15 protein-coding genes are annotated in these 16,998 nt (G+C 45.2%); 2 read left to right on the top strand and 13 right to left on the bottom strand.

Going from position 1 to position 16,998, the window contains the following annotated elements; genetic code table 11:
* Positions 1–79: 79 nt before the first annotated feature.
* From RBB12_RS12160 to RBB12_RS12140, 5 genes are all read right to left on the bottom strand, one after another.
* A complete protein-coding gene (locus RBB12_RS12160; RefSeq protein ID WP_306014251.1) occupies positions 80–895 on the bottom strand; it encodes a universal stress protein in 816 nt (271 codons plus the stop codon).
* Between the two features lie 9 nt (positions 896–904).
* Positions 905–1,747, bottom strand: a complete 843-nt coding sequence (locus RBB12_RS12155) for a universal stress protein (protein ID WP_306014249.1) — start codon at positions 1,745–1,747, stop codon at positions 905–907.
* Positions 1,748–1,843: 96 nt separating this feature from the next.
* On the bottom strand, positions 1,844–2,677 hold the full coding sequence (locus RBB12_RS12150) for a universal stress protein (RefSeq protein WP_306014248.1): 834 nt from the start codon (positions 2,675–2,677) through the stop codon (positions 1,844–1,846).
* 88 nt (positions 2,678–2,765) lie between these two features.
* On the bottom strand, positions 2,766–3,812 hold the full coding sequence (locus RBB12_RS12145) for a response regulator (RefSeq protein WP_306014247.1): 1,047 nt from the start codon (positions 3,810–3,812) through the stop codon (positions 2,766–2,768).
* The gene (locus tag RBB12_RS12140) at positions 3,790–5,319 is read right to left on the bottom strand and encodes a PAS domain S-box protein (RefSeq protein ID WP_313882845.1); all 1,530 of its coding nucleotides are present in this window, start codon (positions 5,317–5,319) and stop codon (positions 3,790–3,792) included. The genes RBB12_RS12145 and RBB12_RS12140 overlap by 23 nt, the downstream gene beginning before the upstream one ends.
* An 84-nt stretch (positions 5,320–5,403) precedes the next feature.
* Here RBB12_RS12140 and RBB12_RS12135 point away from each other — a divergent pair, with 84 nt between their 5' ends.
* Positions 5,404–5,811: a hypothetical protein gene (locus tag RBB12_RS12135; RefSeq protein WP_306014246.1), complete on the top strand. Its 408-nt coding sequence runs from the start codon at positions 5,404–5,406 to the stop codon at positions 5,809–5,811.
* Here the strand turns inward: RBB12_RS12135 and RBB12_RS12130 are convergent, their stop codons facing one another.
* The 3 genes from RBB12_RS12130 to RBB12_RS12120 form a co-directional block, all read right to left on the bottom strand.
* Positions 5,812–6,633 (bottom strand): universal stress protein, encoded by an 822-nt coding sequence (locus RBB12_RS12130; protein WP_306014245.1) that lies wholly within the window; start codon positions 6,631–6,633, stop codon positions 5,812–5,814.
* Positions 6,634–6,762: 129 nt separating this feature from the next.
* Entirely contained in the window at positions 6,763–7,053 is a 291-nt protein-coding gene (locus RBB12_RS12125) for a chaperone modulator CbpM (protein ID WP_306014244.1), read from the bottom strand.
* 6 nt (positions 7,054–7,059) lie between these two features.
* Positions 7,060–7,971 (bottom strand): J domain-containing protein, encoded by a 912-nt coding sequence (locus tag RBB12_RS12120; protein ID WP_306014243.1) that lies wholly within the window; start codon positions 7,969–7,971, stop codon positions 7,060–7,062.
* A gap of 177 nt (positions 7,972–8,148) precedes the next feature.
* Between RBB12_RS12120 and upp the strand changes: the two genes are divergently transcribed.
* Positions 8,149–8,802, top strand: coding sequence for a uracil phosphoribosyltransferase (gene upp / locus RBB12_RS12115; RefSeq protein ID WP_306014242.1), 654 nt, complete (start codon positions 8,149–8,151; stop codon positions 8,800–8,802).
* Positions 8,803–8,810: 8 nt separating this feature from the next.
* Here upp and RBB12_RS12110 read toward each other — a convergent pair whose 3' ends face one another.
* From RBB12_RS12110 to RBB12_RS12090, 5 genes are read right to left on the bottom strand one after another with little or no spacing between them, the layout of a single operon-like run.
* A complete protein-coding gene (locus tag RBB12_RS12110; RefSeq protein ID WP_306014241.1) occupies positions 8,811–10,181 on the bottom strand; it encodes an MBL fold metallo-hydrolase RNA specificity domain-containing protein in 1,371 nt (456 codons plus the stop codon).
* Between the two features lie 7 nt (positions 10,182–10,188).
* Complete coding sequence (locus tag RBB12_RS12105) at positions 10,189–11,031, bottom strand: ATP cone domain-containing protein (protein ID WP_306014240.1); 843 nt, start codon at positions 11,029–11,031, stop codon at positions 10,189–10,191.
* 57 nt (positions 11,032–11,088) lie between these two features.
* A complete protein-coding gene (locus RBB12_RS12100) occupies positions 11,089–14,235 on the bottom strand; it encodes an efflux RND transporter permease subunit (RefSeq protein WP_306014238.1) in 3,147 nt (1,048 codons plus the stop codon).
* A gap of 12 nt (positions 14,236–14,247) precedes the next feature.
* The gene (locus tag RBB12_RS12095) at positions 14,248–15,456 is read right to left on the bottom strand and encodes an efflux RND transporter periplasmic adaptor subunit (protein ID WP_306014237.1); all 1,209 of its coding nucleotides are present in this window, start codon (positions 15,454–15,456) and stop codon (positions 14,248–14,250) included.
* A complete protein-coding gene (locus RBB12_RS12090; RefSeq protein ID WP_306014236.1) occupies positions 15,446–16,903 on the bottom strand; it encodes an efflux transporter outer membrane subunit in 1,458 nt (485 codons plus the stop codon). Before RBB12_RS12090 ends, RBB12_RS12095 begins: the two co-directional genes overlap by 11 nt.
* Between the last annotated feature and the right edge of the window lie 95 nt (positions 16,904–16,998).

The following is a 16,998-nucleotide window of genomic DNA, read 5'->3' as shown; positions in this document are numbered from 1 at the left end:
TCGGATGGCTCCTTCGCTTTCCATCCCTTTTAACCCATTATAAAATAAGCAAGGTCAGAAAACTGCCCTATGATTTTCGTCAGTTGGACGTGTCGGGCAGGATCAAAAACGGAATCTTCAATTTTGTATTGAGCTCTTTGATGATTCCCTTTCCTATAAATTCCAAAAAGAAATGATGGGGATAGTACACCATGCAAAGCATATCAATGCTCCATAGGTCCACAAATTCCAATATGGTGTTTACCTTGCCCTCGAACACCGGGAGTTTGACCTCTTTGGATGCGCTCTCGGAAATGGCCTCCAAAAAATCCGCCCTATTTTGCTTTGAGGCGTCTTTCCCTTTATCGTCTTCTATACTCATGGGAACAATGACACTATCCAGTAACGCACTAAAAAACTGAAGTGCACTAACGCTTTCTGCGTGAATAGGCCTCACATAATTTGATGCAAAGGCCATTTTATCGACCCTTTTAAAATCAATTTCCAAGGGGATGATGAGTACTGGGCAATGGGCAATCTCCCGCACCAATTGCATGGCATTGTTCCCAAAAAGAATGTCCTTTACTTCTTCCTTGGCCTTGTTGCCGATTACCGTAAGATCCATATCGTTTTCCTTGGCATAATCAGCAATGCCTTTGGCCATATCGGAGCACAAGGAAACCTTTTTCCACGAATGCTTGTTGTTTTTGCCCACATCACGAATGAGCCGGTGCTGCAGGGCATCCAAGTTTTTGGTGGATTCCAATTTTGAGCTTTCCAAATCGGAACTTCCCTCGGTACCGCAAACGTGTACGATATGAAATTCGCTATCGGTATCGGCGAACAACCGGGCTGCATAATATATCGCATTATAGGAGTTGTTCGAAAAATCGGTGGGTGCTAAAATGTGTAACATGGCAACGGATTAAGGGTTTAACGGTAATACCAAAAAAGGCACTTTGCTGTGCAGACCAATATTTCTGATGGTAGGCGCTATAAAGAGGCGCTCCAAAAACGTATGCTTGTTCCTGACCATGGCCAACATGTCCACAGACACCGTATCCTGAAAGTCGTTGATGGCGGCAATCAAATCTTGGTCGGGCATATCATAAAATTGATGGTTCCGTTCCAAAAGGCGACCTTCCAGATAGCCCTTGTTGTCCATTTGGCTCTCATCAAGACCTTCGGGCGAGCTTACGTGCAAAACATGCAATTTGGCACGGGACAGTTTCAAAATCTGGAGTACCGTATCCAAATTGGCCCTTTTAAATTCTACTTCGTAATCGGTAGGGAACAACATATTTTGGAGCGGACGGTATTCGAATTCAGAGGGAACGGCCAATACCGGAACCGATGATTTCTGGATTACTTGTACCGTGTTCGAACCAAATAGAATTTCTTTGGCTCCGGTGGCTCCTTGGGTGCCCATCACAATAAAATCGATATCCTCTTTTTGGGAAACCGATTCCAGTTCCTCCGCCAAGGAATTGAAGGCGGCATGGGTAACAAAGCTGTGCCGGGCTACGGGCAATAGTGACTTTATCTTCTTTTTGGTCCGTTCCAAGGCTTCCTCTGCCTTGTTCCTTTCGTCATCGGGCAGGCCCAATTGTCCTGGACTGCCCAAGGCATAGTCTACCCTATACACCGGAGGGGTATAGGCATGTACCAAGTAGAAGGTACAAGTGGCGTGTTCCAATAGCTTTACTGCATAGGTAATGGCATGAAAAGCATTTTCCGAAAAATCAGTGGGCAAAAGTACTTTGATCATGGTTCTCGATTTTTGGTTCCTACAGTATCAAAGCTACCCGTTCCGTTGCTGATTATCTATGATTTACATCAGATTGGATGATTTTTTTCCAATGTACTATTCGTGGATTACATAGAATGGAATCTTAGTGTGAAAACTGATTTGCTCCACAATGGAATCGAACAGGATCTGTTGGATAAAATTCAGGTTCTTGGCCACCATGAACATCATGTCGATTTCCCGGCTCTCCACAAAACACTGAATGGCCGACTTTACCTTTTTGTTGGTTATGGTATGAAAGCTGTGGCTCTCTGGAAAGGTTTCCTTCATAAAATCCAAAAGGTACTCCTTGTTGTTCTTTTGTTCCTCATTCAGATGGTCGCCTGCCTGCAGTGCATGCATAATTCGAAACTTTGACTTGCCCAATTGCACCATTTCAATCATGGGCCGAAGCATTTTTAAGGAGTAGAAGATGTTCAAATCGGTTGGGAAGGCAATTTCGCGGGGTTTGGAAAGTTCAACTTGCTCGGGAACCACAAGGGTATTGCACTGCACCTTGGTAATCACATCCCCGGTATTGGTGCCGATCACTTTTTCCTTGATACCCGATGCCCCTTTGGTACCCATGACGATTAAATCAATGTTTTGTTCGTCCAAATGTTTTTTGATCGTTGGGATAAAAAACCCGTACTCGTGCAATGGAAAAAAGAAATGATTGGCCTCGGCACTATGTGCCCTGGTATCTTTTACCAAATCGGCAAGTTTTCTTTTGGTATTATCGGAATCCCCATCACTATACTGCATGGTTTCAGCATCGTTCTTCGTGTCCAGAAGGGTACCGACATATAGGATATAAAAGTTACATTCTTCGGAATCGAACAGCATTTGGGCATATTTTAGCGCCCGAACGGAATTCTCCGAAAAATCGGTTGGGACCAGAATATTCTTCATCTGTCATGAATTGATGGCGCAATATGGACATTCACAAAAAATAATGGAATGATAAATATCACTTACGCCCCATCATGACCGATTTTTTTCAATTTACACGTGCCAATGCCTCCCTGTCGATTACTGAAATGGTGCGGTTTTCTATGGCAATGAGTCCTTCGTTCTTAAAATCGGAAAGTGTGCGGATAAGGCTTTCCGTGGCTATCCCGGCCACACCTGCTAAGTCGCTACGGGCAATTTTAAGGGCGCCGTCCTTGTCCCTGTTAATGGCCTTGGAAAAGAGCAAAAGGGTCTGGGCCGTTTTCTTCCGCACCGAACTATAGGCCATTTGCAACAATTGCTTTTTGATGTCGGTCAGGTTTCCGGTTATTACATCCATCAATTCCAAGGTCACGCTCCTGTTGTCTTCCAAAATGCCCTTTACTTTTTCCTTGGAAATTCCCGCAAGTTCCACATCTTCCATGGCTATTGTGTATTCTTGATAAGGCAGGTGATCGGTTAGGGAGGTAAAGCCCAAAAAATCATCTGCCGAATAAATTGAGGTGATCAATTCCTTACCCTCTTCATCCAAACTGCAACTTTTCACCACCCCTTTCAGGATAAGATATACCATATTGGAGTGGTCACCTTTATTGTAGATGGTCTCGTCCTTTTTATAGGACAACAATTCCCCGTGGTCATCAAAAAAATTCTTCAATTCGTTCAGGGAACGGATTTCGTCTTCTTTTGCCTGTTTAGGGTGTTCCTGGAGCACGGTGTTCATCTGTTTGGCCTTCTCCAATCGACATTCGATGGCGGATAGTAGCTCCTCTTCCTCAAAGGGTTTGGTCAAATAATCGTCCGCACCTAGGTTCATTCCTCGGCGAACATCCTGTTTTTCTGTTTTGGCGGAAACAAAAATGAACGGAATTTGCCGTGTACTTTCATGGGAGGACAGTTCCTCAAGAACGCCATACCCATCCAGTTCGGGCATCATAATATCACAGAGTACCAAATCGGGAACCTCCTTTTTGGCCATGTCCACAGCTATGAGCCCATTGGATGCCGTACAAACTTCAAAACCGGACAATTCCAACAGTTCGGCCACATTTTCGCGTAGCGAGGTGTCATCTTCAACCAGTAAGATCTTTTTCATTTTCCTTGTTATTTATTGGTATGTGAAGAGTGAAGGTCGAGCCTCGCCCAATTTCACTCTTAAACGTTACGTTAGCATTGAGGTTGTGCATATGTTGCCGGACCGTGTTGAGTCCGATACCAGTGCCCTGTACCGTAAGCACGTTGGTGGCCCTAAAATATCGATCAAATATAAAGGGTTGGTCCTCCTCTGGAACCCCAAGACCCTGGTCCACCACATCAATTTTTAATTGTTCCCGTTCTTGGTGTACCTTCAGCTCGATATCGCTGTCCTCAGGAGAATATTTTATGGCATTATGGACCAGATTGGAAAGTGCCAACCCCATGATTTTTTCATCAAACTCGATAACTATACCATCGATATTCTGGGGATATTGTATGCGTTGACCCTCCTTGAGCAGGGTATTGGCATCGTAAACCACCTCATTGATCAATTTGCTTAACGGAAATGAAGTCAAGGCGTAATTTACTTTGCCAGAATCCAAACGCTCAATGGACAAGAAATCGGTCAAAATATTGTCGAGGTACCGCACCTTGGACTTAATGGTAGCGATATGCTTATCGCGTTTGTCCTGCTGTTCCGTGGTGGTATATTTGGTCAATAGGGAGGTAGAGGTAAGTATGCTGGACAAGGGTGTCTTGAACTCGTGCGAGACCAAGGAAAGGAACTTTGTCTTGAGCTCGTTTAGCTTTTTTTCTGCCTTCAATGCTTCCCGCAATTGCTCCGTACGCTCCTCGACGGTGTTTTCCAGTTGTTGGGTATAGTTTTTACGTTCGGTGATATCCAACACTATGGCTACACCCACCCTTCGCTTTTCAATATAGGACAATTGCAAGTGCACCTCCACAGGATAATGGGTCCCGTCCTTTCGCTGATGAACGGACTCAAAAATGACCTTCTCCCTTCGTTTTGCGATAAGTGGAGACAGTAACCGCTGCATTACTTCTGCTGATACTTCCGGTTTGATATCCATTACCGACATGTTGGTAAGCTCTTGGATAGAATAGCCCAAATTGCGCTGTGCCCCTTGGTTTACATTGATAAAAATGAAAGATTCAGCATCAAAAACATAAATTTCGTTCAGCGACTCGTCGAAAATCTGAAACCAATAATCAATGGTCTGCTCCGCTTTCTTTTTCTCGGTGATATCCATGATCAAGGCCAGCACATAGTGCTGTTCCTTCATCTTAAAAGGATTTAGGCTGATTTCCAAAGGAAATTCCTCCCCGTCTTTACGGATACCCACCAAATCCAGTCCTTTTCCCATCTGCCTCGCTTTGCCCTCGCCCATAAACCGATGGGCCAATTGCCCGTGTTTGTGCTTGATGCGCTTGGGAATAAGGATGTCCAGAGGCTGGCCCAGAAGTTCGCCTTCATTATAGTTGAACATTTTGTTGGCCGCCTTGTTACTGGCCGTTATCTGTTGCTGGGCATTGACAATAAGGATGCCTTCGGAGATGACCTCCGAAAACATGCCCAATACGTTACTTTCTTCGAACTTTTCCAAAACTTAGACTAAAAATACTGATTTTGGTCATGCTTCCCTACCGAATAGATCGGTATATTTAAACTTGGACTAAAAATTAAGAAAATGTTGGAATCTGATAAAAATCTACAGAACGAATTGTATCAAAATTTAGGAAAATTGTTCTACTCCATTGCCATGGCGGACCACAGTGTTCACATGAAAGAGATGGAAAAACTCAATGAGGTGGTGCGCGACCATTGGTTGGAAGTAGATGACGCTGAGGATGAGTACGGTACGGATGCCGCCTTCCAGATTGTTTCCGTGTTTGACTGGCTATTGGAATACACCAAGGACAGTGAAGAGATATACGAGGAATTTGAAGCCTTTTATACAGACCATAAAATCCTGTTTACCAAAGAGATCAAGGATTTGGCCATGTCCACCTCACGGGCCATCGCTTCGGCCTTTGCCGGAAGCAACAAATCGGAGCTCATTCTTTTGGGACGATTGCAATTGCTTTTTGACAATTGATCATATCCTTATGGTCATCACAGGAATTTTTGCATGATTGGAGACCGTTTCGGCCAAGCTGCCTACGATGAAACGGGCCAATCCTTTTCGACCATGGGTAGGAATGACCAATAGATCAGCATTTTTTTCAAAACAATATTGAAGTATGCCCTTCTCCACCGAATTATGGTCGTAAAAGTTAATGTTAACGTCCTTTCCCAATTCCTGCTTAAAGGCCTTCAAGCGTTGCGTCACATCGTCACGGCCCATAAAATTGGCACCAGCGCTGTGCACATAGACCATTTCCAAAGAAGCTCCGTTGCTTTCGGCAAATTGTTCCGCTTTCTTGTAGACGGGAATGTTCTCCACATCAAGGTCGGAAGCCATTACTATGCGTTGCAACTGGAACGCTTCCGGTTTTGACTTGATGACCATAACAGGTAGGTCGGAAGAGCGCACCACTTTTTCGGTATTGGAGCCCACAAAAAGTTCCCGAATACCACTAGCGCCGTGTGAGCCCATAACGATCAAGTCACAATCTTGTTCCTGGGCCACCTTATTCACTTCCTCAAAATCCTTATAGTTTTGGATAATGGCATTCACAGCGACACCTTTAAGGTATTTCTGCTCGGTCAACTCCTTTATCTTATCCTTGGCCAGTTTCAAAAAATATTTAGCCTCCGCCTCTTCCGCGAGTTCGGAATTGGCCAATACGGAATCGGACATACCGATCATATGAAGCAAAACAATGCCACTCCCATGCTGCTTCGCCAATTTGGAAGCAACCTCAAGGGCGTATTTGGAAAAATCTGAAAAATCAACGGGTACCAATATTTTTTTCATCGCATCACCTTTTGGAAACACAATAACTAATGCAATAGTTATGTGGATTATATTTCATTTTTTGTCTTCCCTTAAAGGTAATCTGCTAATTTTCATATTCCTATGACGACGGTCATACGGACATCCCCATCATTTTAATGCATCCAATTTACGTTTCAGGGCAGCGACTTCTTCTTGCAGACTTTCCACTTGCCCCAAAAGATGATGTATGGCCTGTATCCCTTCGGGATTGATATCCAGCTCGTTGTGCAAACGCACCATTTTTTCCAATACGGGAAGCTCTTCCACATGAAGCATTCTTTTGTCGGGTTTATCTTTTACTTGTAAAATCTCATACTCATACATGGAGTACACAAAAGATTCCCCTACCCCGTGAAGCTCACAAAAGGTCTCTATGGATATGTAGTTTTCTTTTTTCATGTCTTTTTATTTTAGGTTGGTTTTCTCCAATGCTTCAAAAAGCTCCTTTTGCTCTGCGGTCAAATTTTTGGGGACTTTTACTTGATAGGTCAAATACAGGTCACCGAATTGCCCTTCCTTTTTATACTTGGGAAAACCCTTTCCTTTCAGTTTGACTTGGGTACCATTGTCTGTTCCGGGCGCTACTTTCAATTTTACCTTGCCCGTTAGGGTCTCCACTTGGATTTCACCGCCCAAAACAGCTTTTGTCAAAGGAATTTCCACCGTCTTGTAAAGGTTGGCTCCGTCTCTCCTAAAATCGGTGTTGTTGACAATGGAAAAGGTAATATAAAGGTCACCTGCAGGACCGCCCTCTACTCCTGGGCCTCCATGACCTGTTATTTTGATGGTCTGGCCATCCTCTATTCCCGCTGGAATGGTCAAGCGGATATTCTTGCCATTTACGGTAAGGGTCTGCTTTTGCGTCGTGTACACATCCATAAGGGACAATTTCAGCTCTGCATTGTAGTCTTTTCCCCTAAATCGGACGCGTTGTCCCCTGCCACCAAAACCGGCCGACCTGCCCCCGAACATGGATTCAAAAAAATCGGAAAAATCCTGTGCCGAACCGCCCGAACTATAGGTATATCCTCCATAATCCCCTTGGTTCGCCTGCTGCGACCTCGCACGTTTTGCTTTTTCAAACTCCTCCGCATGCTGCCAGTCCTTACCGTATTCATCATATTTTTTCCGCTTATCCGGGTCTGATAGTACCTCATTGGCTTCGTTCACCCTTTTAAAGTTCATTTCGGCCTCTACATCATTAGGGTTCAAGTCCGGATGGTACTTTCGGGCCAGTTTGCGGTATGCTTTTTTAATCTCTTCGGTAGATGCCTTTTTATCTACTCCCAAAACCTTGTAATAATCAATAAAGTCCATAGTACGCTATTAGATTCAAGCTTTTTGATGCTCTAAGTCCTCCTATCAAATTTCGCCAAAATTTCACTTTTTCGCCAATGATCTTTATCAGTTAACCCACTGTTCTCTATCCATTCCCCTCGCATTTTCATATGTAACGGACAAGGTTTACCTTTAGGTGGATTCAATTGCCGTACTATGATCATTCACCAATTCGACCAAGCCCATTCCATTCTCAATACCTTCATCGCCGAAATCAGGGACATTACAATACAAAAAGACCCCATGCGATTTCGCCGCAATATTGAACGCATTGGTGAGATTTTGGCCTATGAACTGAGTAAGAGCCTAGATTATTCGCAAAAAGAGGTGACCACACCCCTGGGCACCAAATCTTCTTTCTTGTGTTCGGACCAATTGGTGCTCTGTTCCGTTCTTCGTGCCGGGCTGCCCTTGCACCATGGCATTTTGAGTTATTTTGATGGGGCCGAAAACGCATTTATCTCCGCATATCGACATCATCCGAACAATGATGATGCCTTTGAAGTGATTGTAAAATATTTTGCTGCACCTTCCTTGGATGGAAAAATATTGGTACTTACCGACCCCATGTTGGCCACGGGAAAGACCTTGGAAAATGTGCTCGATGCCTTAAAGAGCCATGGAACGCCCAAACAAATCCATATCATATCGGTCATCGGATCCAAAGATGGCTTGGCCAAAGTACAGGACGTTTTTCCTGAGGACACCCATTTATGGATTGCTGCCGTGGATGAGGGATTGACCAGCAAGGGATACATTGTCCCTGGCCTTGGGGATGCAGGTGATCTCAGCTACGGCATGAAGCTGTAACGCTTCTTTTAAAGCATAATCTCAACCACTTCGTGGAGTTTCGGAATATGACAGTCCCAGCCGTATGCTTGATGAATCCTATCCTTATAAATGGTCATGGCCGAAGCTTCGCCATGGACCAAAAACACCTTTTCTGGGACGTTTTTTATGCTACCCATCCACGCCAACAGTTCCGATTGGTCCGCATGGGCCGACAAGCTTTCCAAATGGTGGACCTTGGCTTTGATTGGAATGTATTTTCCGTAGATTTTTAGTTCGGTTGCTCCTTCCAATAGCTTTCTCCCCCGTGTTTCCTCTGCTTGGAAACCAACCAGTAAAATAGTGGTGGACTCCTTATCTGCCAATTGTTTGATGTAGGTGAGCACCCGACCTCCAGTGACCATACCGCTGCCCGCAATTACTATTTTGGGTCTTGGATCATCAATGGTTTCCCAGGTTTCCGCGTAAGAGCTCACCACATTTATATGACGATACATATTTCGGTACTCCGAAGACGAAAGTTTATGCCACCCCGGAAATTGTCTGAACACGTCCAACACATTGTTTCCCATGGGACTGTCCACAAAAATGGGAATGTTGGGAATCCGGTTTTTCCGGTACAATGTCCACAATTGGTACATGAGGGATTGCAGTCGTTCCACGGCAAAGGAAGGTATGATGAGGGTTCCTTTTTGGTAAAGCGTCTGTTCGATCAAATCCGATAGTATGCCCTCCACATCCTCTTCGGGGTGCAGTCTATCCCCATAAGTGCTTTCCACGAACAAGTAATCCGCCCATTCGGGTTTTTTGGGCGGGTTGAGCAATAAATCTTGTTGCCGTCCTACATCTCCAGAGAACACGAACAACTTTCCGTATAGGCTTAATTCCAAATAGCAAGAGCCAATAATATGTCCGTTGTACAAAAAGGTAACGGAACATTGATCTGACAGGTCGATGGTATCCCCTTCGTCCACCTGTTCAAAAAGTTTAAGGGTGAGGCCAACATCCGTTTTGGCATACAAGGGAAGCGCAGGGTCGTGCTTGCTGTAGGCTTCTTCATTTGCCTTTTTGGCTTCCTCCTCTTGAATTTTGGCACTGTCCTCCAATATAATCCGTGCAATTTCCAAAGTAGGTGCTGTTCCCAGTATCTTTCCCCTAAATCCTTGACGAACCAAAAGGGGCAAATAGCCGCAATGGTCCAAATGTCCGTGAGTTAACAATACATAATCCATTTCGGAGGGGTCTACGGGCAAGGGCTGCCAGTTTTGCCGGCGCAGTTCCTTTACGCCTTGAAACAGACCACAATCCACCAAAACCTTGATATCCTCTGAGTACAGATAAAATTTGGAACCAGTAACGGTTCCCGATGCGCCCAAAAAATGTACTTGTACCGTTTTCATCGATTGGCTAGAGATTACACAAGGATTTCATTTCTTTCAGAATCCGTTGCTTTCGTCCGTTGGAAACACCTAGGTGATCCAGTAAGAATCCATTTTTGACCAATTCACGACAAAGGACAATGTCCCGTTCCAACAAAAAGTGTTTCTCTCGATTGGAAAGTAAGGTGGAAACGGTAATGGGATACAGCCGAAGCCTATCTATCCGTTCCTTAAGGCCATCACCGTGCGGATAGTCCCAGCTCAACAGATACAGTCCAGCACACTTGCCATATTCAAGAGCATCCTGACTGAAACGCGTGTTGGTGACCACCCAACCTTTGGTTGTGGTAAATGTTTTATCCCTTTTACTTTCCAAGGGTGTCTTTACGTCATTATATCTGGAGTTGATATAGAGCGGAACCTTTACATTGCATTTGAGCCCGTCATCACTATGGAATTTGCACTCGATTACATTCAGGATGTTATTTTTTGTGGCCAGAACATCGATTTCGTGGGACACGCAGGTACCCTGAACGATTTCCCCAACCTTGGTTTCAAAACCGGAATAATGTAGAATCCCGCTGATGAATTTTTCAAAGGGAAAACCCGTGGGCCCAAGTTCATAAATGGCTTTCTTCAGTTTATATTTGGAGGCGTAAACCGACTCTTTTTTCTTCAATAGGGAAAAAGCACGGTTGTAGATTTCCCTTGTGGTAATGCCATGATAGAGTTCATCCTGTACTTTTTGTACAATTTCTTCCACCATATCATTGGATGCGCCGCTGAACTGTAATGAGTTTTTCAGCTTCTCCATGGAAAAATCTACCTTTTCCCCTGTTGATTTGGTGATATGAAACTGCTTGGTCGGCATACCACTAAAATACGTAACCTTTTTATTTCCAATTAGAGATTTTTTGAAAATGAAAAATCAGGATACAGCCGTTTCCGAAACATCCACTTTTTCAACGGTCTTTCCTTTTTTAATCGCCAAACGGGCATCTTCCAAAACCAAATAGAGACATGGTACAATGACCAAGATGATGGCCGTGGCAAAAACAATCCCGAAGCCTAAGGAAATGGCCATGGGAATGAGGTAAAACGCTTGGCTGGAAGTTTCCAAAATAATCGGTGCCAGTCCCCCGAAGGTGGTCATGGTAGTCAAAATGATGGGTCGGAACCTTCGTAATCCCGCTTCATGTATCGATTTATAAATTGGGTCGCCTTCCTTACGGCGCTTGTTGGCGTAATCAATCATAATCAACGAATCGTTTACTACAACCCCCGACAAGGCGATGACCCCCATCAAACTCACCAAGGAAAGGTCGTACCCCAACAAAATGTGTCCGATAACGGCCCCTACAATCCCGAATGGAATGGCTGTCATCACGATCAAGGGTTGCACATAGCTACTAAAGGCAATGGCCAACAAGGCATAAATCAACAACATGGCAATGGCAAACCCGGCCTTTAGCGTACTTGTACTTTCCCGCATGTCAGCTTGGCTCCCTTCAAAGGTCCATGTAATTCCTGGGAAATCGGCCCTGAGTTGGGGCAATGTTTCTTCCTGTACCTTGGCGATTACACGCCCTACGGCATTAGCGGGCTCGGTATCCATTCCCACATTCACCACCCTACGGCCATCCCTACGATTGATACTGGTGAAGGCTTCCCGTTGCTCTACCTCAACCACGTCCATTAAGGGAACTTCTACCCCATCCTGTGTCCGGACCAAAAAGTTTTCCAAATTTCGGATATCCTTGCGTTCTTCCATAGGCAGTTTCACACGGACTTCGATTTCGTCCATTCCGCGAAGTTGCCTCATGGCCAAGGCTCCAAAAAAGCCATCCCTAACCTGTCTTCCGACCTCGTTTGAGGTAAGGCCCAGGTTACGTCCTTGCGGTAAAAGCTTAAAATCGTATTGGAGTTTTCCTTTGTTGTAATTATCGGTAACATCGCGGGTGTTGGCAAAAGCATCCATTCGTTCCACGAAGGCTTCACTTGCCTTTTCCAGAACATTGATATCCGAATGACTGAGGTCGACACTGATGGCTTGCCTTGCCCCTCCCGGACCTCTTTCCGCTTCAAATGTAATCTGATCTACCCCTTCAATGTCCCCAATATTGTCACGCCAAAGTGCAATAACCTCTCCTGCGTTGATATCCCTTTGGTCTGGGGGCAACATCACAATTTCCACATCAATAAAATTTTGTCCGCGAACGTTGGTCTTGATGCCTTCGGCAACTTCATACAAATTGTGCTCTTCGAACATGCTCTGGGTGGCATTGGAAATATCGTGGGCCACTTTTGCCGCTTGATCGGACGTTGTGCCCACTGGTAAACGGACTCCTGCCTCAATTTCGTCGGCAGCCACCTCGGGCATTAAAATCATCCCCATGTGTCCGCTATAACCATATCCTCCCACAATCAATAATAAAGCTATGGCACTGCATAGGGTAATGTAGCGATGCTTTAAGCATTTGTCCAATAAAGGGCGATAACGTTTGTCAATAAATTGGTTGAAGCTGTTAGCGAACGAGCCTTGCCATTTTTCCAATTTTTGAACCCATTTGTTCTTACTGGTGTCTTCTTTTAGGTGGGCCAAGTGTGAAGGTAAAATAAAGAGTGCCTCCAGTAATGAAACGGCCAAAATTACAATCACGACCACAGGTAGTGGTTGCCAAAACTTCCCGGTTTCTCCAGGCATGAACAATAAGGGAACAAAAGCTATTATGGTTGTGGTGATACTGAAAATCACTGGTTTGGAAACGTCTTTGGTTCCAGCAATGGCCGCTTTCATTGGGCTTAAGCCTTTTTTACGGTACTCATAAACGTTCTCTCCCACTACAATGGCATCATCCACCACAATTCCCAAAACCACCAAAAAGCCGAACATGGATATCATATTGACACTTATTCCAAGCATGGGAAGGAAAATCATTCCACCTATAAAGGAAACTGTCATGCCCATCATCACCCAAAAAGCCAATCGGTATTCCAAGAAAAGGGTCAAAATCAGCAAAACAATGATAATGGCCAGCACCCCGTTTTCGGTGAGCAAGGATAATCGCTCCCGATAATCGGAGGCACGGTTGCTATCCGTACGGTACTTTATGCCCGGTGGCAATTGATAATCTTCCAAAATGCCCAGAACGGCATCCTCGATTTCCAGAGGGGATTGATCGCCAATCCTAAAAATTTGGAGTTCTACGTAATTCTGTTGGTTAAATTGACCATGAAAGCCGGTTTCTTCGAATCCATCGGTAATGGTTGCAATGTCATTTAAACTTACCTTGGCTCCAGAGGGTGCCGAAACTATAGTGATATTTCCGTATTCGTCCGCCCATTGTTTGCGTTCCTTCATCCTCAGGAGAATTTCCCCACTTTGGGTCTGGACGGCCCCGGCAGGAACATCGTTGCTACTTTGACGGATAATGTCGGCCACTTGGCCAAGGGTAAGGTTGTATTTTTGGAGGTTGTTACGTGTAATTTCTATCCGGGTCTCATAATCGGGCACATTATTGAGTTCCACCTGGGTAATGGAAGGATCGTTCAGCAGCAGAGTACGTAAACGTTCGGCCAGTACTCGGAGTGTCCAAATATCCGCATCACCGTAAAGCCCTATTTGGATGACATCCCTTTGTCTAGACCTCAGACTAACCTCTGGACGTTCAATATCATCTGGAAAGGTACGGATCCGGTTGATGGCCTGATCAATATCCTGAAAAGCCTTCATGCGTTCAGAACCAGCAACCAATTCAATACTGATTTGCCCTGAGCCTTCACTTGCTTCCGAAACAATTTCCTTGATACCCTGAACACTTCGTACCGCCTCTTCCACCGGTTGCAGCACCCCTTGCTCCACTTCTGCGGGAGAAGCCCCGGGGTAGGCAACGGATACATCCACAAAATCCAGTTGAAATTCGGGAAACACCTCCTTTTGAATGGTGTACATGGTGAAAATACCGCCACCAAGGAGTATCAACATCAAGAGATTGGTGGCAATGGAATTCCTTGCCATATAACCAATGGCGCCTTCCTTGCGCACCTTTCGATTCTTTTTCTTTTCTTCTTCCATCACATCAATTCTTTAATCATTGCTGCCCGCAGTGCTTTCTTCTGACCTCGTCCTAAGTTCGATTCCATTGGAAACCGTGCTGAGATTGGTGGTTACCACCATATCTCCCTGCTCCAATCCTGACCTCACGTAAGCGTAGCGATTATCCGTTAGGATGATATCCAACTCGCGTATCTCCAATAGACTGTTCTTCATCACCCATGCGGTTTGATTGCTTCGGACCAAATCCCTGTCGAGCCTCACCACATTGGGAATGGAATCTGCCTGAATGTTCACTTCCACAAAGGTTCCAATCATTAATTTTGGGGCACCTTCAAGTTCTTCAGACGTAGCCAACGGGTCATCTACCCTGACCAGAACCCTAGCTAGTCGGGTTTGTGCATCCAAAGCACCTATTTGCCTATCCAAATACCCCTCCCTATGCGCATCCTTTGGCCAAGCGGTAGGGTTTTCGATATGAACCATTGAGCCTTTATCATTGGTGGATTCCGGAAATCGAAGCCATTGCAGTCTGGAAATGGGTACAGTTGCCGTAACCCAGTAACTATCGGTCCCTACAATCCTTCCCAAAGCATCGCCCTGGGCCACTTGCGAACCTATGGTCACATTTTGACTTAGGATATGGGCATCAAAGGGTGCTCGTATAGTTGTTCTTTCCAAATTCAATTGGGCTTGATTTACCGAAGCTTTCGCAGCTTCGATAGTAGCCTTTACGGCATTTAATTGCGGTTTGCGCAGTACCAACTGGGTTTCATCCTCCGAGAGTGGATTACTCCCAAATAGCGAGTCCCTTGTAATGAGCTGTAGGTCTTGTTCAGCGATTTGCTGCCTCCCCATTTCGGTGGCCAAGGTGGTTTCCGATTGTAATAGCTCACTTTTTCTAAGTTCCAAAGTATTTCGGTAATCCGATGGGTCTATTTGTAGAAGAACTTCGCCTTTTTTTACAAATCCGCCTGGCGTGAATGCCGGGTCTCTGCGGATAATCTGGCCGGATACCAAGGGGCTTAGGGTAACATCCTCCACAGGCTGAACCGTACCCGTGGCTACTATGGTTGGCGCATAGGTGCCTTTTTCCGCCTCCACGATATCGACCAAGATGGCAGTTTCAATGCTGGCTCCTTCACTTTGTGCTTCAGGCTCGGTGGAAAAAATGAGTACGGTAATCAAGATTCCCCCGACCAATATGGCCAAACATATCAAAATCAGTTTTTTACTGCTCATAGAATTCGTTTAGTTTACTGTTTTCGTCATCCAAGGTCCTTCCCGTTTCAAATCCCCCAGCTAGGGCACGGTGAAGCGCTATTCTGGTTTGTACGTGCTGCAATCGGGCCGCTACATAATCCCTTCGCAATTGTTGTTCTTGGTCCAGTCCCAAAAGCACATCCAAATAAGGACTGAAACCGTTCAAGAACTCGACCCGTAGCTGTTTGTTACTTTTTTCGGCCAGTTCCAATTGGCGTGCGATATTTTCCAATCGTTCGGTTTGTTTCACATCCTGTACCAAGGCATCTTCCACCTCCCTAAAAGCCACTAGTGTAGCTTGCCCGTACTCATACAATCGTTGTTGTTTAATGGCTGTGGCCCTATCTGCTTCGGCCTTTAGCCGTCCTCCGTAAAAAAGGGGTGCTAAAATATTTCCAGTTAAGGAATAGGCCCAATTGTCGAAGAGGTTTTCAAAATTATTGGAACGAAACTGTCCCCGCCCACTTAATGAAATCCGTGGATATTTGCTTTGCACCGCTGACGCCATATCCCTATCGGCGGCCAACAGCAGTGCGAAGGATTGTCGCAAATCGGGCCTGCGACGCACCAAATCCAATGGTAGGCCGGTGTCTGGAAGTTCCTGAATTTCGGGTAAGTTGGCTGCCTCCATAGGCAGTACACCTTGTGGCTGCTTGCCCAACAGCACTGCCAGTTGATTCTCCAAAAGGGCGACGTTCGTTTCAAAAATAATCTGTTGTTCCTTGGTGCTTTCCAAGAGCTGGGCCTGTCTTAAAATATCCACGGCCCTAATCTGTCCGCCCACAAAACGTGAACGAATCAATTTGATTATAGCCTCATTGGTCTTGATCTGGTCTTTGGTAATTTGAAGTTGTTTCTTGGCGGCGAGCAACTGGTACCAAGTGGTCGCTATTTCGGCGGAAAGGGACAAGGCTATGGCCTGATAATCAAAAAAGCTGGCCTCCGATCTAAATTTTTCCGCATTGACCGCCGTTCCGATTCTTCCCCACACATCCAATTCGTAACTGGACAAGAAACCCAATTGGGTATTTTCACCACCCACGAAGTCAGGTTCGGGCAATGTTCGGGCTGTTTGTGCCGAAGCTTCAATCGCCGGCCATTTATTGGAAGCTTGTGTGCGTATGACCGCCCTTGATGCCACAAACTGTTGCCACGTGGCCGCCAAGTTCAAATTGGACTGCATTGCACTATCGATCAGCGCATTCAATTGCTCATCTTGAAAGGTTTCCCACCATTTTTCGTTGAGGAGGGTATCCTTTCCCGTTACACTGAATTCCTCAAATTCGTCCAAAGGAGGGGCAAGATTGGAGTACCTTGGGGAACAATGAGTGGCGATAAGACCCAAAAATGATAGGAGTGATAGGACGAAAAAAGTTCGCACATAACCTTGCCTTGGAAATTTCCCCAAAATCCTAGTCTTTTTCATAGCGTTTTTTAACGTACTGCAGTTATAAGCAACCAAGTACTTTTATAAGTAAATGAATTTCAACAAGTTTTGAAAAAAAAATATGTCAACAACAG

The sequence above is a fragment of the Allomuricauda sp. MMSF_3307 genome, assembly GCF_030733585.1.
Taxonomy (GTDB): Bacteria; Bacteroidota; Bacteroidia; order Flavobacteriales; family Flavobacteriaceae; genus Flagellimonas.
Note: the sequence above shows the minus strand (reverse complement) of the source record. Positions and strands in the feature narration are given on the sequence as shown.